Annotated in this window: 26 protein-coding genes; 16 read left to right on the forward strand and 10 right to left on the reverse strand. The window is 70.2% G+C overall.

From position 1 onward, the window contains the following. Nucleotides 1–50: 50 nt before the first annotated feature. Nucleotides 51–812 (forward strand): IclR family transcriptional regulator, encoded by a 762-nt coding sequence (locus OWR29_RS04710; protein WP_267561879.1) that lies wholly within the window; start codon nucleotides 51–53, stop codon nucleotides 810–812. After that, entirely contained in the window at nucleotides 809–2,275 is a 1,467-nt protein-coding gene (gene glpK / locus OWR29_RS04715; RefSeq protein ID WP_267561220.1) for a glycerol kinase GlpK, read from the forward strand. The genes OWR29_RS04710 and glpK overlap by 4 nt, the downstream gene beginning before the upstream one ends. Here the strand turns inward: glpK and OWR29_RS04720 are convergent. Continuing rightward, nucleotides 2,265–3,101 (reverse strand): universal stress protein, encoded by an 837-nt coding sequence (locus OWR29_RS04720; protein ID WP_267561222.1) that lies wholly within the window; start codon nucleotides 3,099–3,101, stop codon nucleotides 2,265–2,267. The genes glpK and OWR29_RS04720 overlap by 11 nt on opposite strands. A 146-nt stretch (nucleotides 3,102–3,247) precedes the next feature. Between OWR29_RS04720 and OWR29_RS04725 the strand changes: the two genes are divergently transcribed. From OWR29_RS04725 to OWR29_RS04735, 3 genes are all read left to right on the forward strand, one after another. Continuing rightward, nucleotides 3,248–3,718: a helix-turn-helix domain-containing protein gene (locus OWR29_RS04725; protein ID WP_267561223.1), complete on the forward strand. Its 471-nt coding sequence runs from the start codon at nucleotides 3,248–3,250 to the stop codon at nucleotides 3,716–3,718. 12 nt (nucleotides 3,719–3,730) lie between these two features. Further along, nucleotides 3,731–4,294: a PIN domain-containing protein gene (locus OWR29_RS04730; protein ID WP_267561224.1), complete on the forward strand. Its 564-nt coding sequence runs from the start codon at nucleotides 3,731–3,733 to the stop codon at nucleotides 4,292–4,294. 106 nt (nucleotides 4,295–4,400) lie between these two features. Then, a complete protein-coding gene (locus tag OWR29_RS04735) occupies nucleotides 4,401–5,201 on the forward strand; it encodes a zf-HC2 domain-containing protein (RefSeq protein WP_438872551.1) in 801 nt (266 codons plus the stop codon). 111 nt (nucleotides 5,202–5,312) lie between these two features. Here the strand turns inward: OWR29_RS04735 and OWR29_RS04740 are convergent, their stop codons facing one another. The 3 genes from OWR29_RS04740 to OWR29_RS04750 all read right to left on the reverse strand — a co-directional run bounded on the left by OWR29_RS04740 (nucleotide 5,313) and on the right by OWR29_RS04750 (nucleotide 6,528). After that, on the reverse strand, nucleotides 5,313–5,546 hold the full coding sequence (locus OWR29_RS04740; RefSeq protein ID WP_267561227.1) for a hypothetical protein: 234 nt from the start codon (nucleotides 5,544–5,546) through the stop codon (nucleotides 5,313–5,315). 73 nt (nucleotides 5,547–5,619) lie between these two features. After that, entirely contained in the window at nucleotides 5,620–6,057 is a 438-nt protein-coding gene (mscL, locus tag OWR29_RS04745) for a large conductance mechanosensitive channel protein MscL (RefSeq protein WP_267561880.1), read from the reverse strand. Between the two features lie 117 nt (nucleotides 6,058–6,174). After that, nucleotides 6,175–6,528 (reverse strand): STAS domain-containing protein, encoded by a 354-nt coding sequence (locus OWR29_RS04750; protein WP_203814771.1) that lies wholly within the window; start codon nucleotides 6,526–6,528, stop codon nucleotides 6,175–6,177. 144 nt (nucleotides 6,529–6,672) lie between these two features. On the opposite strand from OWR29_RS04750, the gene OWR29_RS04755 reads away from it, so the two are divergent. From OWR29_RS04755 to OWR29_RS04780, 6 genes are read left to right on the forward strand one after another with little or no spacing between them, the layout of a single operon-like run. Next, nucleotides 6,673–7,515 carry an STAS domain-containing protein gene (locus tag OWR29_RS04755; RefSeq protein WP_267561230.1) on the forward strand — a complete coding sequence of 281 codons (843 nt, stop codon included), beginning with the start codon at nucleotides 6,673–6,675 and terminating at the stop codon, nucleotides 7,513–7,515. Between the two features lies 1 nt (nucleotide 7,516). Next, nucleotides 7,517–7,945, forward strand: a complete 429-nt coding sequence (locus tag OWR29_RS04760; protein WP_267561232.1) for an STAS domain-containing protein — start codon at nucleotides 7,517–7,519, stop codon at nucleotides 7,943–7,945. Then, nucleotides 7,942–8,346, forward strand: coding sequence for an anti-sigma regulatory factor (locus OWR29_RS04765; protein WP_267561234.1), 405 nt, complete (start codon nucleotides 7,942–7,944; stop codon nucleotides 8,344–8,346). The genes OWR29_RS04760 and OWR29_RS04765 overlap by 4 nt, the downstream gene beginning before the upstream one ends. Beyond that, complete coding sequence (locus OWR29_RS04770) at nucleotides 8,343–9,374, forward strand: ATP-binding SpoIIE family protein phosphatase (RefSeq protein WP_267561881.1); 1,032 nt, start codon at nucleotides 8,343–8,345, stop codon at nucleotides 9,372–9,374. Before OWR29_RS04765 ends, OWR29_RS04770 begins: the two co-directional genes overlap by 4 nt. Then, on the forward strand, nucleotides 9,371–10,720 hold the full coding sequence (locus tag OWR29_RS04775) for a sensor histidine kinase (RefSeq protein WP_267561236.1): 1,350 nt from the start codon (nucleotides 9,371–9,373) through the stop codon (nucleotides 10,718–10,720). Before OWR29_RS04770 ends, OWR29_RS04775 begins: the two co-directional genes overlap by 4 nt. Beyond that, nucleotides 10,717–12,246, forward strand: coding sequence for a SpoIIE family protein phosphatase (locus OWR29_RS04780; RefSeq protein ID WP_267561237.1), 1,530 nt, complete (start codon nucleotides 10,717–10,719; stop codon nucleotides 12,244–12,246). The genes OWR29_RS04775 and OWR29_RS04780 overlap by 4 nt, the downstream gene beginning before the upstream one ends. 7 nt (nucleotides 12,247–12,253) lie before the next feature. On the opposite strand, the gene OWR29_RS04785 is transcribed toward OWR29_RS04780, so the two are convergent. Next, nucleotides 12,254–14,338 carry a S9 family peptidase gene (locus OWR29_RS04785; RefSeq protein WP_267561238.1) on the reverse strand — a complete coding sequence of 695 codons (2,085 nt, stop codon included), beginning with the start codon at nucleotides 14,336–14,338 and terminating at the stop codon, nucleotides 12,254–12,256. A 128-nt stretch (nucleotides 14,339–14,466) separates the two neighbouring features. Between OWR29_RS04785 and OWR29_RS04790 the strand changes: the two genes are divergently transcribed. Further along, entirely contained in the window at nucleotides 14,467–15,609 is a 1,143-nt protein-coding gene (locus OWR29_RS04790) for an FAD-binding oxidoreductase (RefSeq protein ID WP_267561239.1), read from the forward strand. 118 nt (nucleotides 15,610–15,727) lie between these two features. On the opposite strand, the gene OWR29_RS04795 is transcribed toward OWR29_RS04790, so the two are convergent. Beyond that, on the reverse strand, nucleotides 15,728–16,333 hold the full coding sequence (locus tag OWR29_RS04795; protein ID WP_267561241.1) for a dihydrofolate reductase family protein: 606 nt from the start codon (nucleotides 16,331–16,333) through the stop codon (nucleotides 15,728–15,730). A 113-nt stretch (nucleotides 16,334–16,446) separates the two neighbouring features. Then, nucleotides 16,447–18,531, reverse strand: coding sequence for a SpoIIE family protein phosphatase (locus OWR29_RS04800; protein ID WP_267561242.1), 2,085 nt, complete (start codon nucleotides 18,529–18,531; stop codon nucleotides 16,447–16,449). A 61-nt stretch (nucleotides 18,532–18,592) separates the two neighbouring features. Here OWR29_RS04800 and OWR29_RS04805 point away from each other — a divergent pair, with 61 nt between their 5' ends. Continuing rightward, nucleotides 18,593–22,999 (forward strand): HAMP domain-containing protein, encoded by a 4,407-nt coding sequence (locus OWR29_RS04805; protein ID WP_267561243.1) that lies wholly within the window; start codon nucleotides 18,593–18,595, stop codon nucleotides 22,997–22,999. A gap of 24 nt (nucleotides 23,000–23,023) precedes the next feature. After that, entirely contained in the window at nucleotides 23,024–23,572 is a 549-nt protein-coding gene (locus OWR29_RS04810; protein ID WP_267561245.1) for a response regulator, read from the forward strand. Here OWR29_RS04810 and OWR29_RS04815 read toward each other — a convergent pair whose 3' ends face one another. From OWR29_RS04815 to OWR29_RS04825, 3 genes are all read right to left on the reverse strand, one after another. Beyond that, the gene (locus OWR29_RS04815) at nucleotides 23,573–23,920 is read right to left on the reverse strand and encodes a thioredoxin family protein (RefSeq protein ID WP_267561247.1); all 348 of its coding nucleotides are present in this window, start codon (nucleotides 23,918–23,920) and stop codon (nucleotides 23,573–23,575) included. Further along, nucleotides 23,893–24,282 carry a MerR family transcriptional regulator gene (locus tag OWR29_RS04820; protein ID WP_267561249.1) on the reverse strand — a complete coding sequence of 130 codons (390 nt, stop codon included), beginning with the start codon at nucleotides 24,280–24,282 and terminating at the stop codon, nucleotides 23,893–23,895. The genes OWR29_RS04815 and OWR29_RS04820 overlap by 28 nt, the downstream gene beginning before the upstream one ends. 150 nt (nucleotides 24,283–24,432) lie before the next feature. Further along, nucleotides 24,433–24,759 carry an STAS domain-containing protein gene (locus tag OWR29_RS04825; RefSeq protein ID WP_267561250.1) on the reverse strand — a complete coding sequence of 109 codons (327 nt, stop codon included), beginning with the start codon at nucleotides 24,757–24,759 and terminating at the stop codon, nucleotides 24,433–24,435. Nucleotides 24,760–24,905: 146 nt separating this feature from the next. On the opposite strand from OWR29_RS04825, the gene hemL reads away from it, so the two are divergent. After that, the gene (gene hemL / locus OWR29_RS04830) at nucleotides 24,906–26,255 is read left to right on the forward strand and encodes a glutamate-1-semialdehyde 2,1-aminomutase (RefSeq protein ID WP_267561251.1); all 1,350 of its coding nucleotides are present in this window, start codon (nucleotides 24,906–24,908) and stop codon (nucleotides 26,253–26,255) included. Continuing rightward, nucleotides 26,252–26,908, forward strand: coding sequence for a histidine phosphatase family protein (locus tag OWR29_RS04835; protein WP_267561252.1), 657 nt, complete (start codon nucleotides 26,252–26,254; stop codon nucleotides 26,906–26,908). The genes hemL and OWR29_RS04835 overlap by 4 nt, the downstream gene beginning before the upstream one ends. The last annotated feature ends 2 nt before the right edge of the window (nucleotides 26,909–26,910 follow it).

Below are 26,910 nucleotides of genomic sequence, written 5' to 3' on the forward strand. Positions count from 1 at the left end.
TAGGAAGCAGGCCCCCGAGCGGCAACGGCCACCGTGCGACAATGTCGCACGTGCCGGGCCTGATCCAGTCCATCGAGCGGTCGTCGGCCGTGCTGCGGCTGCTGGCTGCCGGGCCGGGCCGGCTGCGGGTCAAAGAGGTGGCCGACGCGCTGGCCCTGCCCAAGTCGACGGCGCACAGCATCCTGCGCACGCTTGAGCACGTCGGCTTCGTCGAACAGGACCCGGACACCGCGCGCTACCGGCTCGGCCGTGGTCTGCTCGACCTCGGCCACGGCGGCATCGACCTCAACGAGCTGCGCGGGCGGGCCCTGAACTGGGCCGACGCGCTGGCCTCGCGCAGCGGCGAAGAGGTGCGCATCGGCGCGCTGCGGGACGACAAGGTCGTGGTGGTTCATCACGTGTTCCGGCCCGACGACTCGGTGCAGTCGCTGGACACCGGCCGGTTGCTGCCACCCCACGCCACCGCGCTGGGCAAGGTGCTGCTCGCCTACAACGCGCCGGCTGTGGAGGCGGCCGAGCGGGCCGGGCTCGAGGCGTACACCCGGGGAACCCTGACCACCGCGCGAGCCCTCGCCCGATCGCTCAGCGAGACCCGCGAACGGGGTTGGGCTCTCTCGGTCGAGGAGTGGGAGGCCGGGCGGGCCGGAATCGCGGCGCCGGTGCGCAGCTTCGGCGGGCTGGTGGTGGGGGCGATCGGGATCTCGGGGACGGTCGAGCGGCTGTGCGACACGCGGCGGCAGGCGCTGACGGTTCAGGTCGAGCATGTGCTGTCCACGGCCCGGGCCATCTCGCGCGATCTGGCGGCGTCGTGACCGACCGTTACGTGCTGGCCATTGATCAGGGGACGACGTCTACGCGGTGCATCCTGTTCGATCGGCGGGCGACAGTGGTGGCGGTGGCGCGGGGCGAGCATCCCCAGTCGTATCCGCGGCCGGGGTGGGTCGAGCACGACGCGGCGCGCATATGGCGGGACACGCAGCGGCTGATCAAGCGGGCGCTGAGCGAGGCCGGCGTCGAGTCGTCGCAGGTGGCGGCGGTCGGCATCGCCAACCAGCGCGAGACGGTGGTGGTGTGGGACAAGGCCACGGGCACGCCGGTCGCGCCGGCCATCGTCTGGCAGGACACGCGTACGTCGGCGTTGGTCGAACGGCTCGATGCTGAGCTCATTCGTTCGCGTACGGGATTGACCCCCGCCACTTATTTCTCGGCGACCAAGGTGCAGTGGCTGCTCGACAACGGTCTCCGGGCCCGCGCCGAAAGAGGCGAACTGCTGTTCGGGACGATGGACAGCTGGCTCATCTGGAATCTGACCGGCGGCCTGCACATCACCGACGTGACAAATGCCAGCCGGACGATGCTGATGAACTTGACGACGCTCGAGTGGGACGACGAGCTGCTCGCGTTGTTCGACATTCCGCGGGCCATGTTGCCGCAGATCCGGTCGTCGGCCGAAGTGTATGGAACGGCCTCCCTCCTGCCGGGCGTGCCGATCGCGGCGGCCATCGGGGATCAGCAGGCGGCATTGTTCGGGCAGACGTGCTTCTCGCCGGGCGAGGCCAAATGCACGTACGGGACCGGTGGTTTTCTGCTGATGAACACCGGCACTGAACCGGTGCGGTCGAATCATGGGCTCATCACCACGGTCGGCTATCGGATCGGGGCGGGCGAGGTCGCGTACGCGCTGGAAGGGTCGATTGCCGTCGCCGGCTCGCTGGTGCAGTGGATGCGGGACGGGTTGGGGCTGATCGCGACCGCCTCCGAGATCGAGACGCTGGCCGGCACGGTCGACGACAACGGCGGCTGCTATATCGTGCCGGCGTTCTCGGGACTGTTCGCGCCCTACTGGAAGAGTGAGGCCCGAGGCGTCATTGTGGGGCTCACTTCGTACATCAATAAGGGTCATCTGGCTCGCGCCGTGCTCGAGGCGACCGCGTGGCAGACGCGGGACGTCGTCGAGGCGATGAACGCCGACTCCGGGCTGACGCTGACCGCGTTGAATGTGGATGGTGGAATGACGGCCGACAATCTGCTGATGCGCACCATCGCCGATTTCCTGCAAGTTCCCGTCGTACGACCGATGGTGGCCGAAACCGTTTCCCTGGGCGCGGCCTACGCGGCCGGCCTGGCCGTCGGCTACTGGTCCGACCTGCGCGACCTGCGCAACAACCGGCACAGCGCCGGCCGCTGGTCACCCTCGATGGACGAGGCCCGGCGCGCCGCCGAATACGCCAACTGGAAACGCGCCGTGGAAAGCGCGGTCTTCTTCAGCTCTTGACGATCGCCACCGGGCAATCGGCCTGACGCAGCAAAGCCTGACTGGTCGACCCGAGCAGCATCCCGGCCAGTCGCCCGCGCCCCCGCGAACCGGCGACAACCAGCCCGGCGCCGGCCGTCTCGCGCGTCATCACCGACTCGGCCGGCCCCTCCAGCAGCCGCTCGTGAATGGCGACCTCCGGAAAAGCACTGCGCCAGGGCGCCACGACCTCGTGCAACGACCGCCGGGCGGCCTCGGCCCAGTCCTGCCGGTCGACCACCCCACTCGACGCCGCGACCGCCATCGCTCCCGCCCCCGACGGCACCAGCGGCTGCTGCCAGGCATGCACCGCGAACAGGGCGACATCCCGCCGGGCGGCCTCCCGCACGGCGAACCCCATCGCCGCCTCACTGCCCTCGTCCAAGGCGACCACAACCGGCGCGCCCCAGTCGTCCTCACCCCGCACCACCACAACCGGACATTCCGCCTCGGCCACCACCTGCACAGCCAGCCCACTGCGGCGGTGGCTCTCGCCCAGCACCAATAGGTCGGCCTCGGCCTCGATCAAAGTGCGCGCCGGAGGGCCTTCGGCCAAGACGACACGAGCCTCGTAGGGCGCAGCCGCCGCAGCAGCCGCGCTGAGCACCCTTTCCCGCACCCGCTCAGCCGTCTCGACCTCGCCGGTGCTGACCCCGATCAACCCGGTCGGGGGCCCGGCCGCGAACACCAGATGCAGCGGGCTGCCGGTTTCGCTCGCGTACCGGGCCGCCCACCGCACGGCTAGGTCTGCGCCCTCAGACCCGTCCACCCCTACGACTACCGGCCGGCCTACCTTGTCCGCGGTCATGACATCTCCCTTCAGGCTCCTCATTCCTGAATGCCTGACGGGTGTCTCAGAGCTTCCGCAGCCAGATGACAGTTCCTTGTCTTCATCCAGTCGCCGCGACGCGTCGATGCGCTTTCGGTTTTTTCGAATACGGCTAGACTGGCCTCATGCCGAGTGCGTTGCGTGAGCGAACCGTTCTGCCCCCCGAAGACCCTGCCGACCTCAACCGACTGGCGCAGGGGCTGATCGACGTCGAGGCGGCCGGCCGCGCCAAGCTGGTCGGCCCGGACGGATCGCACATCGACATCCCGGATGAGCTCTACGAGGTGCTCCGCGACGTCGTCGGCGCTCTCTCGCAGGGCCTGGCCATCTCGATCGCTCCGCACAACACGATGCTGACCACGCAGGAAGCCGCCGATCTGCTCAACGTCTCCCGGCCCACGCTGGTCCGGCTGCTCACCGACGGCGAGATTCCGCACACCATGCGGGGACGACACCGCCGTGTCCTGTTGCGCGACATCCTCGATTACGCCGAGCGCACCCGAACCGAACGCCGCAGCGCCCTCGACCAGATGGCCGCCGACGCCGAAGACGACGACCTCTACGACGCCACCATCGACTCTCGACCCAGCCGGTGACAGGCGACGGCGATGGCCTTCCCCGCGTTCCTTGACACCTGTGTGCTTTACCCGGCCTACCTCTGCGACACGCTGCTCCGGCTGGCCGAGGCTTCGGCCTACCGGCCGTTGTGGTCGGCCGAAATCTTCGCCGAACTGCGGCGCAACCTCGTCGAACGCGGGATCTCAGCCGACCGGGTCGACCGGCGACTGGCCCAGATGTCCCGGTCATTTCCCGACGCGCTGGTCGCCGGGTACGAGTCGCTGACGGACGGGATGACCAACCATCCCAAGGATCGGCACGTTCTCGCGGCGGCCGTACGAGCCAATGCCGAGGTCATCGTGACCTTCAACCTCGCCGACTTCCCGGAACCGGCACTCAAGCCCTACGACGTCGAGGCGATCCATCCCGACGAGTTCCTCCTCGACCAGCTCGACCTCTATCCCGGCGTCACCATGGATGTGCTCCGCCGCCAAGCGGCGTCCTATCGGCGGGTGCCCAACACCGTTCCGGACATCCTCGTTCTTCTCGAACGCACGGGAGTGCCGAGATTCGCCGCTGAGGTGCGACGCCACCTCGAACCGCCGACATGGTGACGCGGAGCGCCGAGGTCTTGAGACGGATTGACGAGCCGCTTCCTGCCGGGAACTTTGGGCCCGGGGTGAGCGACTATTGGTCATGGCTTGTGAGCGGTGGCGCGAGATGCTTTCGGCGCAGCTGGACGGCGAGGACGACCCGGCCGACCGGCCCGCAGTCGAGGCGCACCTGGCCGGGTGTGCCGGGTGCCGGGAGTGGCTTGATCGGGCTGCCTCCGTCAATCGCCTGACCAGCACGAGCATGGCCACGCCGCCGGATCTGAGCGCGGCGATCCTGGCCGCCCTGCCGGGTAAGCGGGATGAGCCGGCTCCGGCTGGGCGGTGGCGTGGGCTGCCGCTGGTGGGGCGGGTTCCGTGGGGGCGTTTTCCGCTTGCTGCTGTGCTGATCGTGGCGCTGGCTGTGGTGGGGGCCGTGCAGCTCATCCTCGGGCTCGATCAGATCGGCGGCGGGGTGGTCGGGGCGCACGTGCACACGGGGCTCGACGCGACTCCGGGGCATCTGTGGCACGAGTCGGCGGCCTGGAACGTGGCTGTGGGGGCCGGCTACCTCTTTATTGCACTGCGGCGTACGCGGCCGTCGGGGCTGGTGCCGATGCTCACGGCCTTTGTCGGGATGTTGCTGCTGCTCTCGGTCAACGACCTCACCGCGGCCCGGGTGGACCTGGCCCGGCTGATCAGCCACGGCTTCGTGATCCTGGGCTATCTGCTGATCGTCGCCCTGTCGCGGATCCCGGGCGGGTTCGTCACCACGCCGCCGGGGGCGCGGGTCGCGGGCGGGGGCGCCTGGCGGGCCAGCTTCAACGACGAGGACGACGACGAGCGGTTCGCCGAGCCGTTCCGGCCCGGCCTGCGCCTGGTGCCGCCGGGCCCGATGACCGCCCACCACGACGAGCGCCGCGCCGCCTGACTAAGCCGGTAATGGCAAGCGCCGCCCGGCAGGATGAGCGCCGGGTGGCGCGGATGTGCTGCTGGAACGTCGTGCCGCTGGAGCGAGCGGCTGGGAACGGGAAAAGCTGAGTCAGCGGGTGGGTGGGCGGACGGAGAGCTCGCGCCAGTCGCCGGGGGCGGCCAGCAGCGCGCGGACCGTGTCGAGGGCCGACTCTTCCGAGTCGTACTCGAAGAAGTGGGAGACGCCGTCGGCGCCGCCGGCGCGCTGCTCGACGTACCACTGGTCGCCGCTCACCCGCAGGTAGACATCTTTGCGGGCGGCGCGGCCCCACTTACCGTTCCACCAGTGTTTGCGCTGCTCCATCCCGGCAGCGTATCGAACATCTGTTCGAGACGCGCCGGGTGGGGATGATCTTTTTCGTGAGGTCGGGCAGATCTCAGCGGGGCGGTTCCTGCTGGTGACGGCCCGGAGCGTCGCCGTAACCACGCGTCTGGAACGAGGACACGAGCGCGTCGCGGATCTGGGTGAGCAGGACGATGTCCTCGGCGGGGGCCTTCGGCGGCGGCTCCTCGCCGCGGCGGCGGCGCTCGGCCAGGATGTTGAGCGGCAGGACGACGAAGAAGTACAGCACGGCCGCCGTGATCAGGAACGTGATCAGCGAGTTGAGGAACGTGGCCCAGTCGAAGGGCACGCCGTTGACCTTGAAGGTGCCCTTCTCGATGCCCTTACCGCCGCCCATGAGCTGGATCAGCGGCTTGATGAAGCCGTTGGTGAAGCCGGTGACGACCCCGGTGAACGCGGCGCCTATGACGACGCCGACCGCGAGGTCGACGACGTTGCCCCGCATGATGAAGTCTTTGAAGCCTTGAAGCATCTTGCTCACGAAGCACTCCCGCGCGCCGAAGTAGCCGTATCGGTCCGGCCGCAGGTTCCCACGACCGGTCGGCGACAAACTATCGCCGACCGGGACGACCCGGGAAGGGGCTGTGGATCAGTCGAGGGTCGCTTCCTCGGCGGTGACCGCCTCGTCGACCGTGGGGTAGGTGCGCAGCACCTCGACCAGGCCGCTCACCTCGAGAATGCGCAGGACCCCGCGCTGCGGGGCGGCCAGGCGGACCGTGCCGCCGGCGTCGTCGGTGCTGTTCTTGGCCCGGACGAAGACCGACAGCCCGGTGGAGTCGCAGAAAGACACCTCGGCCAGGTCGAAGACCAGACGGGTGCGCCCCTTCTCCAGCAGGTCGCTGATCTGGTCCTGAAGCTGGGGCGCGGTGGCCATGTCCAGCTCGCCCGCGACCGACACGACGACCATGTCGGCGCGCTGTTCCGTTTGTACCGTCAGAGACATTCAGGACCTCCAGTTATGTGCTGAACGGTACTCCAAGTGGTGTGCCGCGCGCAGAACGGGGTTTATTTGGCTCACAGCAAGCAACTGACTTGGCGATGGTAAAGTCCCGCCCGTTGCAGGCAGGACTCGAGTCGGGAGGCAGCGGTGACGCTGAGTGCGGATGAGGCGGCCCGCTTCGCCGTTGTGCTGGAGGATCACCAGGAGGCTCTGGTCACGGCCTGGACCGAGCGGGTGGCTTCCACTCTGCGGGGCCGGCTGAGTCACACCGAGCTTCTGCGCCAGAACACCGAGCTGCGCCGCGGCTTTCAGCAGGCGCTGGCCGGCTCGGCGCAAGACCTGAGCGGGGAGCCGGCGGCCGAGCTGCGCGCCCAGCTGGCCGAGCTGTCGTCGACGCGGGCCCGGCAGGGTTTCAGCGCCACCGAGACGGCCGTCAGCATCTTCGCGTTCAAGGACGCCGTACTGGCCACCCTCGACGCGCAGGGAACCACCGACGCCACCACCCTCCGCGACTATGTCGCCCTCTCCTCTTTCGTCGACGAGGCGGCGCTGTTCACCTTCGACAGCTACGTGCGCGTCCGTGAGGAGCTGATCGCCGACCAGGCCGAGCAGCTGCTCGAGCTCTCCACCCCGGTGGTGAAGCTGTGGGAGGGCGTCGTCGCCGTCCCGCTGGTGGGCACCCTCGACTCGGCGCGGGCCCAGGTCGTCATGGAACGGCTGCTGCAGACGCTGGTCGACACCGGTTCGCCGTACGCGATCATCGACATCACCGGCGTGCCGGCCGTCGACACCCAGGTCGCTCAGCACATCCTGAAGACAGTCGTGGCGGCCCGCCTGATGGGCGCCGACTGCATCATCTCGGGCATCCGCCCGCAGATCGCGCAGACGATCGTCGCCCTCGGCATCGAGTTCGGCGACATCGCGACCAAGTCCTCGCTGGCCGACGCACTGCGGTACGTGCTCGCTCGTACGGGCAAGAAGGGTCGCTGACGTGGAACGCGTTCCGATCCTGAAGATCGGCGACATACTTCTCGTCTCGATCCAGATCGACATGGAGGACCAGGTCGCCCTGCAGCTGCAGGAAGATCTGGCCGACCGGATCGTCGCCACCGGCTGCCACGGTGTGATCATCGACATCAGCGCGCTGGACATCGTCGACTCGTTCGTCGGGCGCACCCTGGCCACCATCGCCGCGATCTCGAAGGTGCTCGACGCCGACACCGTCGTGGTCGGCATGCGTCCCGCCGTCGCGATCACCCTGGTCGAGCTGGGCCTCTCGCTGCCCGGCATCCGGACGGCACTCAACGTCGAGCTGGGCATGGACCTGCTGGCCCGCGAGCGCGCGGCCGCCGATGACGACGCCGACGAGGAGCCGGACGGCGCGGACGACGCCGAGACGCCCGCGGTACCCGCACCGTGAGCGAACCGGCCCAGCGGATCGAGGTCGTCTCCGACCAGGATGTCGTCCGGGTCCGCCAGCTCGTGCGCACGCTCGCCGTCGCGGTGAAGCTCTCGCTCGTCGACCAGACCAAGCTCGTGACCGCGGCCAGCGAGCTGGCCCGCAACACGCTGGTCTACGGCGGGGGCGGCACGGTCGAGGTGGGTCCGGCCGACAACGGCCGGCGGAAAGGCATCCGGATCGTTTTCAGTGACCAGGGTCCGGGTATCGCCGACCTCGACCTGGCGTTCACCGACGGCTACACCTCCGGCGGCGGCCTGGGTCTCGGACTGAGCGGCGCCCGGCGACTTGTCGACGAATTCGACATCGTCACCGCGGTCGGCGAGGGTACGACCATTACCGTGACCAAGTGGTGCCGATGAGCGGAGGCGCGGTGGCGTCGCTACCCGAGGGGCTTCTCGACGGGGGAGTCTGGTTCCGGGTCGAGGCCGCGCCGAACGCCTCCACCGTCCGCCGGACCGCCGAACGTCTCGCCGTCGAGCTGGGGCTGCCCGAGCGCCGGGTGGCCGACCTCTCGATCGTGGCCGCCGAGCTGGCCGGGAACCTGGTCAAGCACGCCGATCAGGGCACCCTGCTGGTGCGCGCCGTCCGCACGCCGGAGCAGGCCGGTGTCGAGCTCGTGGCGGTCGACAGCGGGCCCGGCATGGCCGATCTGGCCGTCTCGGCCGGCGACGGGCATTCCACCGCGGGCACGCTCGGCATCGGGCTGGGCGCGATCGCCCGGCAGGCTGCCTGGTGCGACGTGCACTCCGTGCCGGGCAAGGGAACCGTCCTGGCCGCGCAGGTCTGGGCGTCGGCCCGGCCGGTGGTGCCGTGGGCGGCCGGGGTGACCCGGCCGTTGACCGGCGAGCCGATCAGCGGCGACGCCTTCGCCGTCCGCGACGCGCAGGGCCGCCGTCAGGTGATGATGTGCGACGGGCTCGGCCACGGCGGGCTCGCCGCGGCGGCCGCCCACGAGGCGGTCCGGGCCTTCCAGGACGCGCCTCCCGGCCCGCCCGCGAGCGTGCTGGAACTGCTGCACCGCCGGCTCAGCCGCACGCGGGGCGCCGCCGTGGCCATCGCCGAGCTCGACCCGGACGCGGGCCTGGTCCGGTACGCCGGTCTGGGCAACATCACCGGCACGGTGATCCCGCCCGTCGGCCCGCGGCGCGGCATGGTCTCGCTGCCCGGCATCGCCGGTCACCAGCGCCGCCAGATCCGCGAGTACGACTACCCGATCACGCCGGACGCGATCGTGCTCATGCACTCCGACGGGGTGGCCGACCGGTGGACCCCGGACGGCTATCCCGGCCTGTTCACCCACTCGCCGCTGGTGATCGCGGCGACCGTGCTGCGTGACGCGGGTGTGCGCCGCGACGACGCCGGCGTGCTCGTGGCCCGGCTGCCATGACCGGCCGGGGCGAGCCGCTGATGCGCGTACGGCTGCGCGTGGAGCAGGACATCTTCGTGGCCCGCCAGCTCGGCCGCGAGGTGGCCCGCGAGGTCGGGCTCGAGCAGCAGGACCAGACCCGGCTGGCCACCGCGCTGAGCGAGGTGGGCCGCGTGGTCATGGCCGACGGTTCCGATGCCGAAGTGACGTTCACAGTGCGCTCCGAGGGGGTAAGCACCGCCATCCGGGTGGCGGTCGAACGCCGCTCGCACGGTGACGAGCCCAGGCTGCGGGCAGAACTCGCACATGTCGGCCGCCTGGTCGACAAGTTGGAGGTCGAGAATGGTGAGACCGGTACGGTCGTGTGGATGGCCCGACGCTTGCCGGCCAGCGCGCCGCGGTTGACCCGGGACCGGATGGACGAGATCCGTGCCGGTCTGAGCCGGCACGTTCCCAGCAGCCCGGTCGACGAGCTGCACGTGCAGAATCAGCAGCTCATCGCCGCCCTCGACGAGGTGCGCTCGCAGCGTGACGACCTGGCCCGGCTCAACGCGGAGCTCGAGGAGACCAACCGCGGCGTCATGGCGCTGTACCACCAGCTCTCCGAGGAGCTGGAAGAGACCAACCGCGGCGTGGTCGCGCTCTACGCCGAGCTCGACGAGAAATCCGAGCAGCTGGCCGCGGCCAGCGAGGCCAAGAGCCGCTTCCTGGCCAACGTCAGCCACGAGCTGCGGGCCCCGGTCACCGCGGTCATCGGGCTCAGCCGCCTGCTGGCCGACGGCGCCTCGGACCCGCTCACCGTCGAGCAGGAAAGGCAGGTCGAGCTGATCCGCAGCTCCGCCAGCGATCTGCTCACGCTGGTCAACGACCTGCTCGACCTGGCCAAGGCCGAGGCCGGCCGGCTCGAGCCGAACTGGGAGCAGGTCGACCTGCGGGCCATGTTCGGCCAGTTGCGGGGCACGCTGCGGCCGCTGGCCACCCGGCCCGAGGTCGACTTCGTGATCGACGAGCCGGCCGTGGCGACGATGCGCTCGGACGAGGTGCTGCTGGCCCGGGTGCTGCGCAACCTGCTCACCAACGCGCTCAAGTTCACTGCCGAGGGCGAGGTGCGGCTGACCGTCCGCGAGGTGGGCACCGACCTCGAGTTCACCGTCACCGACACCGGCACCGGGATCCCGCCCGAGCTGATAGAACGCATCTTCGAAGAGTTCTATCAGGTGCCCGGCAGCAAGGCTCTGAGTGGCAAGGGGACCGGCCTCGGCCTGCCGTACGCGCGCCGGCTGGCCGCCATTCTCGGTGGCGCCCTGCGGGCCGACTCCACTCCGGGCGAGGGGAGCACCTTCACGTTACGGCTGCCGGCGTCATGAAACCGGTCACCGTCCTCGTCGTCGACGACAGCGCCACCAAGCGCTATCTGCTGGTCAGCTGGCTGACCCGGGCCGGCTACACGGTCCGCCAGGCCGAGACCGGCGGTGAGGCCCTGCGGGTGCTGCCGGGCTCCGACGTCGACCTGGTGGTGCTCGACGTCAAGCTGCCCGACATGAGCGGCTTCGACGTCTGCGAAAAAATCAAGACCGATCCCGCGTACGGGACCATGCCCGTCATTCATGTGTCGGCTCACGCGGTCGACGTGGTCGACCGCACCCAGGGCCTGAACCGGGGCGCCGACGCCTACCTGGTCGAGCCGATCGAACCGGACGAGCTGATCGCGACCGCCCAGGCCGTGCTGCGCTACTACTCGGCCCGGCGGCGCGCCGAGTCGCTGGCCGAGCGCATGGTGCGACTGGCCGAGGCCACCCTGGCGATCAACACGTCGACCACGCTGATCGGGCTGCTCGAGGCGGCCGCGGAAGGTGCGCACCAGATCTTCGGCGGGCCGGTCGTGGTGCTCACCGAGACGACGGACGGCGAGGGCGTGGCCGTGGTGGGCTCGCCCCCGGTCGTACGCCCGTGGCCCATGCCCGACGAGGACGTGGCAGTCGGCTCGCTGGTGCGCACCGACGAAGCCGCCGCGTGGAGCGTCGTCACCTGGCCCGAGGACGAAACGGTGACGGTGGCCGCGGCCCGGCTGCGCAACGACCGTCCGCCCATCTATCTGGCCGTGGCCACCAGCACCCAGAACCCGGGCTTCCCGGTGCTGCGCCAGCTCTCCCAGACGGTCGCGGCGGCGGTCGAGGCGCAGCGCTCGTACGACGAGGAGCACCGCATCGCGGTCACCCTGCAGCGCAGCCTGCTGCAGTCGCGGCTGCCCGAGGTGCCGGGGATCGAGCTGACCATGCGCTACGAGCCGGCCGCCGCGCAGACCGAGGTGGGCGGCGACTTCTACGAGCTCACGATGCTCGACGGCAAGCTGCTGGTGGCCATCGGCGACGTCGCCGGTCACTCGCTGCACGCCGCGACGGTGATGGCCGAGGTACGCCATGCGGTCCGGGCGTACGCGGTGGAAGGGCATCCGCCGGGCACGGTGCTCACGCTCGTCAACCGCTTCATGCGTACGGTGTTGCCGGCCGACTCGGCGACCATCTGCCTGCTCACGCTCGACCCGGCGAGCGGCCGGGTGCGGATGGCCAGCGCCGGCCACCTGCCGCCGCTGCTGCACACCAGCGACGGCGCCCGTTACATCGAGCCGCACGGCCCGCTGCTGGGCATCAACGCACCCCGTCCCGACGACTTCGAGTTCGTGCTGCCGCCGGGCGGGACGCTGGTGCTCTACACCGACGGCCTGGTCGAGCGGCGGGACGCCGACATCGACGTGGGCCTGGCCGCGCTGGCCGAGGCGGCCACGACCGTCGAGTCCAACCTGGACGCCTTCTCGCGGCGCCTGATGACCGAGCTCGGCGGCGCCGGGCAACAGGCCGACGACATCGCGATCGTCGCCCTGCGCCGCCGGTGACAGCTCGCTAGTTTCCGGCCCGGCCGAGCACGTCGAGAACCCAGGCCAGCACGAACGCCTCTTCTTTCCAGGCGTCGTAGCGGCCGCTGGGGCCCGCGTGGCCGGCGCCCATCTCGGTCTTGAGCAGGTAGTCGCCGTCGGGGGCGACCGCGCGCAGACGGGCGATCCACTTGGCCGGCTCGTGGTAGAGCACGCGGGTGTCGTTCAGGCTGCTCATGGCCAGGATGCGGGGGTAGGGCAGCTTCGTGACGTTCTCGTACGGGCTGTAGCCCTTCATGTACGCGTACACGTCGGCCGATTCGATCGGGTTGCCCCACTCTTCCCACTCGGTGACCGTCAGCGGCAGCGACGGGTCGAGGATCGTGTTGAGCGGGTCGACGAAGGGCACCTCGGCCACGATGCCGGCGAACGCCTCGGGCGCGAGGTTGGCCACCGCGCCCACCAGCAGGCCGCCGGCCGAGCCGCCCCGGGCGACCAGCTGCTCGGGCGACGTCCAGCCCTCGCGCACCAGGGCCTGGGCGCACGCCACGAAGTCGGTGAAGGTGTTGCGCTTGGCCAGCAGCTTGCCCTCTTCGTACCAGCGGCGGCCCATCTCGCCGCCGCCGCGGATGTGCGCGATGGCGTAGACGACGCCGCGGTCGAGCAGCGACAGGCGGGCGATCGAGAAGTACGGGTCGATGCTGGTCTCGTACGAGCCGTAGCCGTACAGCAGCGCGGGCGCCGAGCCGTTGCGCGGGGTGTTCTTACGGGCGACGATCGAGATCGGCACCCGGGTGCCGTCGGGCGCCGTCGCCCACTCGCGGAACTGCTCGTAGTCGTCGGGCTCGTAGCCACCCAGCACCGGCCTGCGCTTGCGCAGCGTCATCGCCCGGGTCACCAGATCGACGTCGTAGACCGAGTCGGGCGTGATCATCGAGGCGTAGCTGATCCGCACGGCGGTGGTGTCGTACTCCGGGTTGCCGGCCAGCCCCACGTTGTAGATGGGCTCGGGGAACTCCATGTCGTAGAAGTCGGTGCTGCCGTCGCCGATGACCCGCAGACCGGTCAGCCCGTCGCGGCGCTGCGAGATGACGATGTGCCGGACGAAGGCGTCGACCGACTCGAGGCGGGTGCCGGGCTCGTGGGCGATCAGGTCGACCCAGTCGCCGGGGCTGTCGGCCGACGTGTACGCCAGCGCGAAGTCTTCCGCGTCCTTGTTGTGCAGGATGAGGAAGCGGTGGCCGTGGTGCTCGATCGAGTACTCGACGCCGTGCTCGCGGGGCGCGATCAGCGTGGGCTCGGCCTCGGGGGTGTCGGCCGGGATCACCCGTACCTCGGAAGTGATTTTGCTTGACGCCTCGATGACCAGGAACTTCTCGCTGCGGGTGAGCCCGACGCCGACCCAGAACCGCTCGTCCGGCTCCTCGAAGACCTTCACGTCGTCGCTCGCGGGACGGCCGACCGTGTGGCGCCACACGCGGTGGGGGCGCCAGGCCTCGTCCACAGTCACGTAGAAGAGCGCGCCGGCGTCGGCCGACCACGCGCTGCCGTACGACGTGTCAGGCACCTCGTCGGCCAGCACCTCACCGGTACGCAGGTCTTTGACCCGCAGCGTGAAGCGCTCGTCGCCGGAGAAGTCGGTGGAGTAGGCGAGCCAGTTGCCGTCGGGGCTGACGTCGAAGGTGCCCAAGGCGAAGAAGTCTTTGCCCTCGGCCAGCGCGTTGCCGTCGAGCAGCACCTGCTCGCCGGGGTGGCCGGCGGTCGACGGGGGATCGGTCTGGCCGTCCTGCACCGGCACCCGGCACGAGATGCCGTACTGCTTGCCCTCTTCGGTGCGGGTGTAATACCAGTAGCCGCCCTTGCGGGAGGGAACAGACAGGTCGGTCTCTTGTGTGCGGCCCTTGATCTCGTTGAAGATCGTCTCCCGCAGCCCGCTCAGGTGGCTCGTCGCCCGCTCGGTGAAGGCGTTCTCGGCCTCCAGGTAGGCGGTGGTGCGCGGGTCTTTCTTGTCGATCAGCCACGCGTACTCGTCGGTGACGGTGTCGCCGTGAAAGGTGCGCTCGTGGGTGCCCTGCTCGGCGGTGGGCGGGCTGTCGGCAGTCGGGTTCGTCACGCGCCCTACGTTACCGGGCAGTCCGGTTTCCCCGTCTTCTTTACTTCTTGCGCTCGCGACCGCGCTCGTTCGAACACGTGTACGATATGCCAGAGTGGACGATCTTCGAGGACGTGGGGAAGCTGGACGTGAGTGAGCCACCAGAAGATCAGGTGCTGAGCGCGCTTGTGGACATTTGCGGTCCCGACTATGCGCGCGTCGCGCGGTCGATCGACACGGTCGATGGCCGCCGGGCCGGCTTCGTCGCGGTGCCCGCCACCGCGCGCGCGGTCTCCGATGTTCTGCGGCTGGCGGTCGGCCGCGGCCTCAGCTTCCTGCCTCGCGGCAGCGGATCCAAGATCGATTGGGGTACGCCTCACGAGCCCGTCGACGTGCTGGTCGACACGGGCCGGCTGAGCGGGCTGTGGAGCCACGACGTCGCCGGCGCCACGGTCCAGGTGGCCACCGGCACTCCGGTTCGCGCTCTTCAGGCGGCGCTCGCGCTGCAGGGCCAGCGGCTTCCGGTCGACCCGCCGTCCCGGGCAGCCACCGTCGGCGGCATGCTCGCGGTGAACGAGTCGGGCCCGCTGCGCTACCGCTACGGCACCCCGGCCGAATACGTGTCGAGCGTGGCCTACATCGACCGCGCGGGCGAGGCGGCCGAATCCGACGGTGAGGACGGTCGCCCCGGGCTGGCCGAGGTCGACGGCGTGATCACCGCCGCCTCGCTCCGGCTCGAACCGCTGCCCCAGGCCCGCCGCTGGGCCGGCATCGCGGTGCCCACCCCGCTGCAGCTGGGCAAGCTGGTGGCCGCGGCCGACGAGCTGGAACCCAGCGCGATCGAGGTCGACCTGCCGGTCGGCGGCCAGGGCGGCACGCTGGCCGTGCTGTTCGAGGGGGCCGAGGCGGCCGCGGTCGACCAGGCCGAGCGGCTGGCCGCCGCGTGGGGCGCCGGGGCCGTGGTGACGCCGATCGCGCCGCCGTGGTGGGGCGCCTACCCGTTCCGGCGCGACGACGTGGCCCTGCGGCTCTCGGTCTCGGCGGCCGACCTGCCGGCCACGCTCTACGCGCTGAGCGACGCGGCCGGCTTCGCGGTGCCGGTGCGCGGGTCGGCCGGGCTGGGCCGCGTGCACGCCGTACTGCCCGGGCGCGCGGCGCCGGCCCAGATCACCGCCATCATCGAAAGCGTCCGCCACGTGCTGCTGGCCCGCGGCGGCCGCGCTTCGATCGTTGCCGCGCCGCCCGAACTGGCTCGCGAGCTCGAGATGGCCGCCCGTCCCGACTTCTTCTGACGGCCGCCTGTGGATGCGCTGCCTGTGGATAACTCGCCGCCGCCCGCTTGACATCGCGTAGCGTCTTCCCCCAACGCCCCTGGGTGGCCGGGGGAGGTGGTGGGTTACCCCGGCAAGATCAGTGCAGGACGGCGTAGCGGTGCTCGGCGGGGTGGCGCTCGGGCAGGGGCTCGCTGCCCACGGCGTAGGTCAGGTAGGCGAAGCGCCCGATCTGCGCGGTGCCGGTGAGGGCCAGGTGCTGCGCGGTCAGATGCCGGGGCAGCAGCGGGGCGCCGCCGCCGAGCACGACCGGCGCGATGCCGAGGATGATCTCGTCGAGCAGGCCCTGGTCGACGAACTGGCCGACCAGGTCGCCGCCGCCGACCAGCCACACGTTCTTGCCCTTGGCGGCGACCAGCATGGCCTCGTGCACGCGCTTCACGTCGCCGCTGACCATGAAGATGTTGGCGTCCGGCACCAGCGGCAGCTCCCGGTTGGCGAAGACCCAGCACGGGGCGTCGCCATACAGGTCGTGCCAGTTCTGCGGCTCGGCCAGCACGTTGTCGTTCGCCAGCACCCATTCGTAGGTGGTCGCGCCCATGGCGAACGCGCCGACACCCGCGAAGAACCCGCCGAAGGGGTTCTCGTTGCCCCCGTCGACGTCGAAGAGCCACTCCAGCGAGTTGTTCTCGTCGGCGATATAGCCGTCGATGCTCGTCGCCGTGTAGTACTGCGTTTTCGCCATGACAAACACCATGCCACGAAATAAACGCAGAAAAGGGGCGAATTGGCGGGCTTGAGCGGGGCACCGACAGGGCGAGGTCGGACGTTTGCGCAGCGCGCGGCGGCCGGACCAGGTCAGGCGTCGTTGCGCAGGACCAGGATCGCGATGTCGTCGCGCGGCTCCTCGACCGAGAAGTTGATCGTGGTGGAGCGCAGCCGGGCCGCCATCACCTCGGCCGGGTAGCCGGCCAGCGGGCCCGCCGCGTCGCGCAGCCGGCCGGTGCCGAACAGCTCGCGGCCGCGCCGCCGCTCGGTCACGCCGTCGGTGTAGAAGATCAGCGAGTCGCCGGGCTGCAGCCGTACCTCGACGTCGGGCGAGGTGATCGACTCGAGCAGGCCGAGGGCCGTGCCGCCCTCGCCGACGAAGGAGGTCTTGCCGTCGGCGTGCACCAGGACGGCCCGGTCGTGCCCGGCCAGGTGCAGGCAGACCGACAGCACGTTGTCGGCCGAGCGGCTGACTGAGGCCATCGCGAGCGTGCAGTAGCGCCCGCCACCCCGCTGCACCAGCGTCTTGTTGACCCGGCAGAGGATCTCGCCCATCGGCTTGCCGTCGTCGACCAGGATGCGGATCACGTCGCGGACCAGGCCGGTCACCGTGGCCGCCTGCACGCCCTTGCCGGAGACGTCGCCCACCACGACCAGCCACGTGTCGTCGCCCTGGGGCACCACGTCGTAGAAGTCGCCGCCGACCTCGGAGCCGGTGGGCACGTACTCGGCGGCGAAGCCGATGCCCTCGACGCGGGGGAGCGCCGGCGGCAGCAGGGAGGCCTGCAGCGTACGGGCGACCTTGTGCCTTTCGTCGTGGATGCGGGCGTTGTCGATGGCCAGGGCGGCGCGACGAGCCACGTCCTCGAGCACGGCCACCTCGTCCGAGTCGTGCCGGATGCGGTGGTGCCGGCCCACGGCCAGCGTGCCCAGGCGGGTGCCCCGGGCCACCAGCGGCACCGCGAAGCCCTCGGTCGGCGCGCCCAGCATCACCTGGGTGCCCAGCCGGGACGCCTCCTCGAGCCGGGTCAGGATCGAGTCGGGCCCGGTCTCGGCCAGGATCTCGTGCAGCTGGGCCAGGGTTCCCTCGTCGGCGTGGGTGGCCGCGGCGAGCTGCAGCCGCCCCCAGGCGTCGGTGGTGTGCACCGCGCACCACTGGCCCAGCCGGGGCACCACCAGCTGCGGGATCAGCGCCATCGTGAGGTTGACGTCGAGCGACTGGGCCAGCAGCTCGCTGGCCTCGGCCAGGAACGTCAGCCAGGTCTGCCGGCGCAGGTCGGCCCGGCGCAGACGGTCGTTCTCGAGGTGGAGCGAGAAGCGCTCGGCCACCAGCGTGGCCAGCGGGTGGGCGTAGCCGATGGGGGACGCATCGAGTTCGAGCTCGCCCGAGTAGGGCCGCTGGACGGTCAGCGGCACCCGGATCGTGTCGGCGTCGTCGCGCGGGGCCCGGCCGTAGCGGGCCAGCAGCTGGCGGCCGCCGCCGTCACCCCGGTCGAGCCGGATGACCCCGCCGGCCGCGCCGGTCAGCCGGGAGAGCTGGGCCAGCAGGTCGGCCGCGAACTCGGCCACCCCCTCTTCCGACTGCCGCTCGGGGTGCACGTGCAGCAGGGCCGTCAGCGCGCCCAGGCTGGGCGTCCCGCTCTCGGCCGCCGTCGCCGGCACCACCGCCGTGACCTCGCCGGTGTGCTCGCGCTCGAGCCGGAACCAGACGCCCTTGCCGGTGCCCTCGTGCACCGTGCCCCAGCGGCTGGCGAAGTGGTCGACCAGCAGGAGGCCGCGGCCGCGTTCGGCCACCTCGCCGATGTCCACGCTCTCATTGCGGGGGCCGACGGCCAGCTGCTCGACCGGGCCGGGCGCGAAGTCGGTGACCGTCACCGTCAGCCCGGTGGCGTCGGAGCGCACCTCGATGTCGAGCTCGGTGTTCGCGTGCACCACAGCATTGGTGGACAGCTCGGTGGTCAGCAGCAGAGCCTCGTTGAGCAGGGATTCGAGCCCCGCCTCTTCGAGCACGGAGCGGACGAGGGCGCGCGCCGCCGCCGGTGTGCGCCGGTCGTTGGGCAGCCGGACACGCCGGAGCAGACCACCCGCCGGGGTGTCCGAGATCGCATCGGCCTCCACTGACACGCATGCATCCTCTCCTGCCGGTGGGCCTGTGCACAAAGTCGTCTCTCGCATTGACCCGGTCGGGCGAGAGAGGATAGGGGCCCACCAAGGATGGACAGCGAGTGAGGACAGCATGACCGCGGCCAAAGAAGCCAGCGTCGGCATGCCCGACGACACCGCAGTGCTCGGTGAACTCGCCGAGGCCCTGCGGCGTGTTCGCCGTGGCGATCTCAAGGTTCGGTTGCCCCGCCGCAGCGGATTGCCCGGCGAGGTCGCCGACGCGTTCAACGAGGTGGTCTCGCTGCAGGAGCGGCAGAATCTCGACCTGAGACGGATCAGTCGCATCGTCGGCCGCGACGGCCGGCTCACCGAGCGGCTGGACGACGAGGGCCTCGACGGCGCCTGGGCCGACAGCGTGCGTTCGGTCAACGCGCTGATCGACGACCTCGGCCGGCCGACGACCGAGATCTCCCGCGTCATCGTGGCCGTCGCTGAGGGTGACCTCTCTCAGCACATGGCGCTCGAGATGGACGGGCGACCCCTACGGGGTGAATTCTTGCGCATCGGCCGCACCGTCAACACGATGGTCGATCAGCTGTCGTCGTTCGCCGACGAGGTGACCCGCGTGGCCCGCGAGGTCGGCACCGAAGGCGAGCTGGGCGGTCAGGCCGACGTCCGTGGCGTGGCCGGCACCTGGAAAGACCTCACCGACTCGGTGAACACGATGGCCTCCAACCTGACCCACCAGGTGCGATCAATCTCACAGGTCGCGACGGCGATGGCCCGGGGCGATCTGTCCCAGAAGATCACGGTCTCCGCCCGCGGCGAGGTGGCCGAGCTGTCCGACACCATGAACGGGCTGACCGACACGCTGCGGCTGTTCGCCGAGCAGGTGACCCGGGTGGCCCGCGAGGTGGGCACCGAGGGCAAGCTGGGCGGTCAGGCCGAGGTGCCGAATGTGGCGGGCACCTGGAAAGACCTCACCGACTCGGTGAACTCGATGGCCTCCAACCTGACGAGCCAGGTGCGCAACATCGCCCAGGTGTCGACGGCGGTGGCCAAGGGCGACCTGTCGCAGAAGATCACGGTGGCCGCGCAGGGCGAGATCCTGGAGCTCAAAGACACCGTGAACACGATGGTCGACCAGCTGTCGTCGTTCGCCGACGAGGTGACCCGCGTGGCCCGCGAGGTCGGCACCGACGGCCGGCTGGGCGGTCAGGCCCAGGTGCGCGGGGTCTCCGGCACCTGGCGCGACCTCACCGAGAACGTGAACCAGCTGGCCGACAACCTCACCGACCAGGTCCGCAACATCGCTCAGGTCTCGACGGCGGTGGCCAAGGGTGACCTGTCGCAGAAGATCACGGTCGACGCCCGGGGCGAGATCGCCGAGCTTAAGAACACCGTGAACACGATGGTCGACCAGCTCTCGTCGTTCGCCGAAGAGGTCACCCGCGTGGCCCGCGAGGTCGGCTCGGAGGGCAAGCTCGGCGGCCAGGCCCAGGTCAAGGGCGTTTCGGGCACCTGGCGCGACCTGACCGACAACGTGAACTACATGGCGTCCAACCTGACCAGCCAGGTCCGCAACATCTCGTCGGTCACCACGGCCGTCGCCAAGGGTGACCTGTCGCAGAAGATCACGGTCGACGCCCGCGGCGAGATCCTGGAGCTCAAGTCGACCGTCAACACGATGGTCGACCAGCTGTCGAGCTTCGCCGACGAGGTGACCCGCGTGGCCCGCGAGGTGGGCACCGAGGGCAAGCTGGGTGGTCAGGCCCAAGTGCGCGGCGTGGCCGGCACCTGGCGCGATCTGACCGACAACGTGAACTCGATGGCCTCCAACCTGACCGGCCAGGTGCGCAACATCGCCCAGGTGTCGACGGCGGTGGCCAAGGGTGACCTGTCGCAGAAGATCACGGTCGACGCCCAGGGCGAGATCCTGGAGCTCAAGAACACCGTGAACACCATGGTCGACCAGCTGTCGTCGTTCGCCGACGAGGTCACGCGCGTGGCCCGCGAGGTGGGTTCCGAGGGCAAGCTGGGTGGTCAGGCCCAGGTGCGCGGCGTGGCCGGCACCTGGCGCGACCTCACCGACAACGTGAACTACATGGCGTCCAACCTGACGGCCCAGGTGCGCAACATCGCGAGCGTGACCACGGCGGTGGCCAAGGGCGACCTGTCGCAGAAGATCACGGTCGACGCCCGGGGCGAGATCCTGGAGCTCAAGGACACCGTCAACACGATGGTCGACCAGCTCTCCAGCTTCGCCACCGAGGTCACCCGGGTCGGCCGTGAGGTCGGCGTCGAGGGCAAGCTGGGCGGTCAGGCCCAGGTCAAGGGCGTTTCCGGTACGTGGCAAGACCTCACCGACAACGTCAACCAGCTCGCCTCGACCCTGACCATCCAGCTGCGGGCGATCGCCGAGGTGTCGACGGCCGTGACCCGGGGCGACCTGACCCAGAGCATCGCGGTCGAGGCCCAGGGCGAGGTCGCCGAGCTCAAGGACAACATCAACCAGATGATCGTCACGCTCCGCGAGACGACCAAGGCCAACGCCGAGCAGGGCTGGCTCGACTCCAACCTGGCCCGCATCGGCGGCCTGCTGCAGGGCCAGCGTGATCTCGGCGAGGTGTGCCGCATGATCATGACCGAGGTGACCCCGCTGGTCGACGCCCAGCTCGGCGCGTTCTTCCTGGTCGACAACGAGCAGGCGGTCATGCGGCTGCGACTGGCGGCGTCGTACGGCTATGTCGCCCGCAACCACGAGGTGACCTTCGGCCCGGGTGAGGGCCTGGTCGGCCAGGCTGCCGTGTCCCGCCGGACGATCCGGGTCCGGGCCACCCACGACGGCATCCTGACCATGCGCTCCGGCCTGATGTCGATGCCGCCGAACGACCTGGTCGTGCTGCCGGTGCTGTTCGAGGGCGAGATGCTCGGCGTCATCGAGTTCGCCTCGGTGGCCACCTTCTCCGGATTGCATCTGACGTTCCTCGAGCGTCTGGTGTCCACGATCGGCGTCGCCCTCAACACCATCCAGGCCAACCGGCGTACGGAGGAACTGCTCTCCCAGTCGCAGCGGCTGGCCCGCGAGATGCAGGACCAGTCGGCCGAGCTGCAGCGCACCAACGCCGAGCTGGAGGACAAGGCTCAGCTGCTGAGTGAGCAGAAGGCCAACATCGAGACCAAGAACCGCGAGATCGAGCAGGCCCGCCGCGGCCTGGAAGAGAAGGCGCAGCAGCTCAGCCGGGCCAGCGCCTACAAGTCCGAGTTCCTGGCCAACATGAGCCACGAGCTGCGCACACCGCTCAACTCGCTGCTGCTGCTGGCTCGCCTGCTGGCCGACAACCCCGAGACCAACCTGACCGAGAAGCAAATCGAATTCGCCCGTACGATCCACAGCGCCGGCACCGACCTGCTGTCCCTCATCGACGACATCCTCGACCTGGCCAAGATCGAGGCGGGTCGCATGGACGTCGAGCCCGACCAGGTCGACTTCGAGGGCGTCCGCAGCTACGTCGAGCAGGCGTTCGCGCCGCAGGCCAACGAGAAGGGCCTCGAGTTCCGGGTCTGGCTGCAGCCGGGCCTGCCCGAGGCGATCTTCACCGACGCCCAGCGGCTCCACCAGATCCTGCGCAACATGCTGTCCAACGCGGTCAAGTTCACCGACACCGGCTCGGTCACGCTGAGCATCTTCGGCGCCCCGCCCGAGACCGACTTCGAGATCCCGGCGCTGGCCTCGGCCCGGCAGGTGATCGCCTTCGCGGTCACCGACACCGGCATCGGCATCAACGACGAGAAGCTGGCCATCATCTTCGAGCCGTTCCAGCAGGCCGACGGCACGACCACCCGCAAGTACGGCGGCACCGGCCTCGGCCTGTCGATCAGCCGCGACCTGGCCGCCCTGCTCGGCGGCACGATCGTGGTCTCGTCCCGGCCGGGCGAGGGCTCGACGTTCACGCTCTACATGCCGGACGCGCTCAGCGCCGAGGCGATCCCGCCGCTGAGCCTGCCCACGCTGCCCTCGGCCACGGTGGTGGTGCAGCCCGCGCCGGCGCCGATCGACATCCCGCTCATGGAGATGCCGGTGCTGCACCAGGGCCCGGCGCTGGAGGGGCACGTGGTGAGCCCGGCCAGCCGGCAGCTCGACGGCGCGACCGTGCTGATCGTCGACGACGACGTGCGCAACGTCTTCGCGCTGACCAGCGCGCTCGAGATGCACGGGCTCAACGTCCTGTACTCCGACAACGGGGTCGACGGCGTCCGCCTGCTGGGTGAACACCCCGAGGTCGACATCGTGCTGATGGACGCGATGATGCCCGACCAGGACGGTTACGAGACCACCCGGGGGATCCGGCGCAACCAGCGCTTCCAGGACCTGCCGGTAGTGTTCCTGACGGCGAAGGCCATGCCCGGCGACCGGGAATCGGCCCTCGCGGCCGGGGCCAGCGATTACATCACCAAGCCGGTCGACCTGGACGAGCTGATCGAGCTGATGGCGCGCTGGGTGAACGCCGACAAGACAACGGAGCCGGACCTGGGCTGATCAGGCCCACGGAGAGGATGGGGTGTGGCCGAGCGCGCGAAGGCCCTGCTGGTCGACGACCGAAAGGACAACCTGCTGGCCCTGGAGGCGATCCTGCAGGGCCTGCCGGTGACCGCGGTCGCCGTCGAGAGCGGCGAGGCCGCGCTCAAGCAGCTGCTCACCGACGACTTCGCGGTGATCCTGCTCGACGCGCAGATGCCCAACATGGACGGCTTCGAGACGGCCGGCCACATCAAGCGGCGGGAACGCACCCGGCACGTGCCGATCCTGTTCCTCACCGCCGCCGACCGCGACGCCCAGCTCGCGCTGCGGGGCTACGCGGTCGGCGCGGTGGACTACCTGACCAAGCCGTTCGACCCGTGGGTGCTGCGGGCCAAGGTGTCCATCTTCGTCGAGCTGTGGACCAAGACGCAGCAGCTCAAGGCCCAGGCCGAGGCGACCCGCGAGCGGGAGTCGCAATGGCAGCGGCTCACCGAGACGGTCGACGAGGCGGCCCGGGTGCTGCGCGGCGGCGGTGACGAGGCCGCCGCCGAGGCTCTGGCCCTGCTCGAGAAGGCCCGCTGGGGCAACTAATCAAACATTGGCGTACGGCGTGAGGGCGCTGGCCAGCAGAGGCCGGAGCACCGACTTCGGTCGCGCGCCGACCAGGCGCTGGGTCACCACGCCGTTCTGAAAGATCAGCAGGGTCGGCAGCGACATGATCCCGTACGCGCGGGAGGTCTCCGGATTCTCGTCGGCGTTCAGCGCGGCGATCAGCAGCCGGCCGGCGAACTCGGGCTGCAGTTCGGCCAGCGTCCGGGCCATCGGGCCGCAGGGCGGGCACCACTCGGCCCACACGTCGACGGCGACCGGAACGCCGGCCTCGGCGAGGTAGGCGCCGATGGTGGCATCGGTCAGGGCTGGCAGGTCTGGGTGTGACATGGCGACTCCCGGTGTGCGACGGCCTCGTCCAACTGGGCGCGCAACTGCTGCCGGAGGTCGGTGAGCTGCCCGATGAAGCCGTCCACTTCGGCCAGCTTGCGGCGCAGCACCAGCACCGAGTCGGGGCAGACGTGACCCGATTCGTTCCCGGCTCGCAGGCACGCGACGAAGGGGCGGATGTCTTCGAGGCCGAAGCCGGCCGCCAAGAGCGACCGGATCTCGTGCACTACGCGTAACTCGGCGTCGTCGTACTGCCGGTAGCCGTTGGCGTCCCGGTCAGCCTGGACGAGACCGTGCTGCTCGTAGTAGCGCAGGGTGCGCGTGCTCGTTCCGGCCCGCGACGCCAGCTCCCCGATCAACATGCCGATGTCCCCTCGTCGTCACCCGACGCTAGGCGTTGACACCGGCGTCAAGGCAACCATCCAACCGCCCCGCCCGCCACCCAAGACCGGACTGAAGCCATCCAACCGCCCCGCCCGCCACCCAAGACCGGACTGAAGGCTGCGTCTTGGTCAGGCGGTGCTGGAGATCATGAGGGCGCTGCGCAGACCCGTGATATCGAGCACTCGCAGCAGGAAGTCGCCGACGTTGGTCAAAGCCAGGACGGACCGGGCATGCTGGGCCTTGCGGCTGAGCACGACCAGCGTGCCCAGGCCCTGGGAATCGCAGAAGGTGACGCCGGCCATGTCGAGCACGATGCGGGCCGGCGGCTCGATCAAGGCCTCGTTGACCAGCGCCGACAGCTCGGTGACGGTGAGCACGTCGATCTCACCGGCGAGGTGGAAGGTGACCTCGTCGGGTGCGTGCTCAGCCGTGATCGACAGCTCAGGTCGTTCCACCGGGCCAGCCTATCGCCTGCGCGCTTGTTCGGCCTGTTGGGCGCGAGCGTATCGGGGCGTTCGGGACATCAAGGCAGGACACGATCGGTCATCCTCGGGTGATGTGAGGAACCCTCTTGAGATTCCCGCCGGACCGCGCTGACACAATGGGAGCCGCTGTGACCACCTCATACCGCCCCGAGGGCCTCCCCTACCCGGAGGACGCCCCGGCATCCCAGGCCCTTTTCGACCGCGCCCAGGCCGTCGTGCCCGGCGGGGTCAATTCACCCGTGCGTGCGTTCCGAGCGGTCGGCGGCACGCCCCGTTTCATGGTCCAGGGCCAGGGCCCGTGGCTCACCGACGCCGACGGGCGCCGCTACGTCGACCTGGTCTGCTCGTGGGGCCCGCTCATCCACGGCCACGCCCACCCCGAGGTCATCGCCGCGATCCAGGCGGCCGCGGCCCGGGGCACCAGCTTCGGCACGCCCACGGCGGGCGAGGTCGACCTGGCCGAAGAGATCGTCCGCCGCACCCCGGTCGACGAGGTCCGCCTGGTCAACTCGGGCACCGAGGCCACCATGTCGGCCATCCGCCTGGCCCGCGGGTTCACCGGCCGCTCCAAGATCGTGAAGTTCGCCGGCTGCTACCACGGGCACGTGGACGCGCTGCTGGCCGCGGCCGGCTCCGGCGTGGCCACCCTCGGCCTGCCCGACTCGCCCGGTGTCACCGGCGCGGCGGCCAGCGAGACGATCGTGCTGCCGTACAACGACGTGGCCGCCGTCGAAGAGGCTTTCCGCTCGGAGGGCGACCAGATCGCCGCGATCATCACCGAAGCCGCCGCCGGCAACATGGGCGTCGTCGCCCCGCGGGAGGGCTTCAACCAGCGGCTGGCCGAGATCGCCCACGCGGCCGGGGCCCTGCTGATCGTGGACGAGGTGATGACCGGCTTCCGCGTCTCGGCCGGCGGCTGGGCCGGGCTCGACCCGGTCGACGCCGACCTGTTCACCTTCGGCAAGGTGATGGGCGGCGGCCTGCCCGCGGCGGCGTTCGGTGGCCGGCGCGAGATCATGTCGCGGCTGGCCCCGGCCGGCCCGGTGTATCAGGCGGGCACGCTCAGCGGGAACCCGCTGGCCTGCGCGGCCGGGCTCGCCTCGCTGCGGCTGGCCGACGACGCGGTCTACAAGCGGCTCGACGAGCTGTCGGCGACGGTGGGCGCGCTGGCCGCCGACGCGCTGAACACCGCCGGAGTGCCGCACCGGCTCGCGTACGCGGGAAACATGTTTTCGATCTTCTTCACCGCGACCGAGGTGGTCGACTACGAGTCGGCCAAGACCCAGGACGCGGGCGCCTACAAGGGGTTCTTCCACGAGATGCTGGCGCGCGGCGTCTACCTGCCGCCGAGCGCCTTCGAGTCGTGGTTCGTGTCGACCGCGATCGACGACGACGCGCTGGAACAGATCGCGTCGGCGTTGCCCCATGCGGCACGCGCCGCCGCGGCGGGGGGAGCACAAGCATGAGCGAGCCGACCAGGACCACCGTCCACGTGATGCGGCACGGCGAGGTCTTCAACCCCAGCAAGGTGCTGTACGGGCGGCTGCCCGACTTCCATTTGTCGGAGCTCGGGAAGCAGATGGCCGTGGCGGCGGCCGAGTCGCTGGCCAAGCGCGACGTCACGTACGTCGTGGCCAGCCCGCTCGAACGGGCACAAGAGACCGCCGTGCCGATCGCGGCCGAGTTCGACCTCAAGATCGCCACCGACTCCCGGCTGATCGAGAGCTCGAACTACTTCGAGGGCAAGAAGGTCTCGGTCGGCGACGGCGCGCTCACCAACCCCCGGCACTGGTGGGTGCTGCGCGACCCGATCACTCCCTCGTGGGGCGAGGCCTACCTGATCATCGCCCAGCGCATGTTCGCCGCCGTGCAAGCGGCCCGGGTGGCCGCCGAGGGGCACGAGGCAGTCTGTGTCTCGCATCAGCTACCGATCTGGACGCTGCGGCGCTATATAGAGAAGAAGCGTCTGTGGCACGACCCGCGCCGCCGCCAGTGCGGGCTGGCCAGCATCACGTCGTTCCGCTTCGAGGACTCGAAGGTGGTCGGCATCGACTACGCCGAACCCGCCGCGCACCTGGTGGCCCTCTCCGCGACAGCCAAGACCGCCAAGGGAGCTTGACC

It is taken from the genome of Paractinoplanes pyxinae (genome assembly GCF_026626335.1).
Taxonomy (GTDB): Bacteria; Actinomycetota; Actinomycetes; order Mycobacteriales; family Micromonosporaceae; genus Actinoplanes; species Actinoplanes pyxinae.

What these genes read in the sequence shown, in the direction of transcription:
- OWR29_RS04720 (WP_267561222.1), bottom strand. Translation starts at nt 3,101, where the DNA reads ATGACCGCGGACAAGGTAGGCCGGCCGGTAGTCGTAGGGGTGGACGGG.
- OWR29_RS04725 (WP_267561223.1), top strand. Translation starts at nt 3,248, where the DNA reads ATGCCGAGTGCGTTGCGTGAGCGAACCGTTCTGCCCCCCGAAGACCCT.
- OWR29_RS04730 (WP_267561224.1), top strand. Translation starts at nt 3,731, where the DNA reads ATGGCCTTCCCCGCGTTCCTTGACACCTGTGTGCTTTACCCGGCCTAC.
- OWR29_RS04735 (WP_438872551.1), top strand. Translation starts at nt 4,401, where the DNA reads ATGCTTTCGGCGCAGCTGGACGGCGAGGACGACCCGGCCGACCGGCCC.
- OWR29_RS04740 (WP_267561227.1), bottom strand. Translation starts at nt 5,546, where the DNA reads ATGGAGCAGCGCAAACACTGGTGGAACGGTAAGTGGGGCCGCGCCGCC.
- mscL (WP_267561880.1), bottom strand. Translation starts at nt 6,057, where the DNA reads ATGCTTCAAGGCTTCAAAGACTTCATCATGCGGGGCAACGTCGTCGAC.
- OWR29_RS04750 (WP_203814771.1), bottom strand. Translation starts at nt 6,528, where the DNA reads ATGTCTCTGACGGTACAAACGGAACAGCGCGCCGACATGGTCGTCGTG.
- OWR29_RS04770 (WP_267561881.1), top strand. Translation starts at nt 8,343, where the DNA reads ATGAGCGGAGGCGCGGTGGCGTCGCTACCCGAGGGGCTTCTCGACGGG.
- OWR29_RS04775 (WP_267561236.1), top strand. Translation starts at nt 9,371, where the DNA reads ATGACCGGCCGGGGCGAGCCGCTGATGCGCGTACGGCTGCGCGTGGAG.
- OWR29_RS04780 (WP_267561237.1), top strand. Translation starts at nt 10,717, where the DNA reads ATGAAACCGGTCACCGTCCTCGTCGTCGACGACAGCGCCACCAAGCGC.
- OWR29_RS04795 (WP_267561241.1), bottom strand. Translation starts at nt 16,333, where the DNA reads ATGGCGAAAACGCAGTACTACACGGCGACGAGCATCGACGGCTATATC.
- OWR29_RS04800 (WP_267561242.1), bottom strand. Translation starts at nt 18,531, where the DNA reads ATGCGAGAGACGACTTTGTGCACAGGCCCACCGGCAGGAGAGGATGCA.
- OWR29_RS04805 (WP_267561243.1), top strand. Translation starts at nt 18,593, where the DNA reads ATGACCGCGGCCAAAGAAGCCAGCGTCGGCATGCCCGACGACACCGCA.
- OWR29_RS04815 (WP_267561247.1), bottom strand. Translation starts at nt 23,920, where the DNA reads ATGTCACACCCAGACCTGCCAGCCCTGACCGATGCCACCATCGGCGCC.
- OWR29_RS04820 (WP_267561249.1), bottom strand. Translation starts at nt 24,282, where the DNA reads ATGTTGATCGGGGAGCTGGCGTCGCGGGCCGGAACGAGCACGCGCACC.
- hemL (WP_267561251.1), top strand. Translation starts at nt 24,906, where the DNA reads ATGGGAGCCGCTGTGACCACCTCATACCGCCCCGAGGGCCTCCCCTAC.
- OWR29_RS04835 (WP_267561252.1), top strand. Translation starts at nt 26,252, where the DNA reads ATGAGCGAGCCGACCAGGACCACCGTCCACGTGATGCGGCACGGCGAG.